This is a genomic window from Streptomyces sp. SID12501, assembly GCF_010550245.1.
Lineage (GTDB): Bacteria > Actinomycetota > Actinomycetes > Streptomycetales > Streptomycetaceae > Streptomyces.
Window position 1 is genome coordinate 1 of sequence record NZ_JAAGLU010000367.1, and the last position, 543, is coordinate 543.

At 66.7% G+C, this 543-nt stretch carries 1 protein-coding gene; it reads right to left on the reverse strand.

Translation table 11 applies throughout. From position 1 onward, the window contains the following. Positions 1–543 (reverse strand): DNA gyrase C-terminal beta-propeller domain-containing protein (locus G3I71_RS46275; protein WP_275409438.1); only part of this gene is annotated, 543 nt, incomplete at both ends.

Consider the following 543-nt stretch of genomic DNA (forward strand, 5'->3'; position numbering starts at 1 on the left):
GTCCGTCGGCTGCCCCGGCCTCGATGTCCGAGTCGATGTCCGACTCGATCTCATCGGCCTCATCAGCTTCCTGACCCGCCTCGGCGTTACGAGCGATGCCCACCACGGCATCGCGCTTGCCCAGGTTGATCAGCTGGACGCCCATGGTGTCACGGCCGGTCTCCCTGACTTCGTTGACTCGCGTGCGAATCACACCACCGCTGAGCGTGATGGCGAGAATCTCGTCCGTTTCGTCGACCACCAGCGCGCCGACGAGCGACCCGCGGTCCTCGACGATCTTCGCTGCCTTGATGCCCAGACCACCACGTCCTTGGACGCGGTACTCGTCGACCGGCGTCCGCTTGGCGTAGCGGCCGTCGGTCGCGGTGAAGACGAACGTACCCGGCCGGACCACGCTCATCGACAGCAGCTCATCGCTTCCGCGGAAGCTCATGCCCTTCACGCCCGAGGTCGCGCGGCCCATCGGACGCAGCGCGTCGTCGGTCGCGGTGAAGCGGATCGACTGCGCCTTCTTGCTGATGAGCAGCAGGTCGTCCTCGGCGG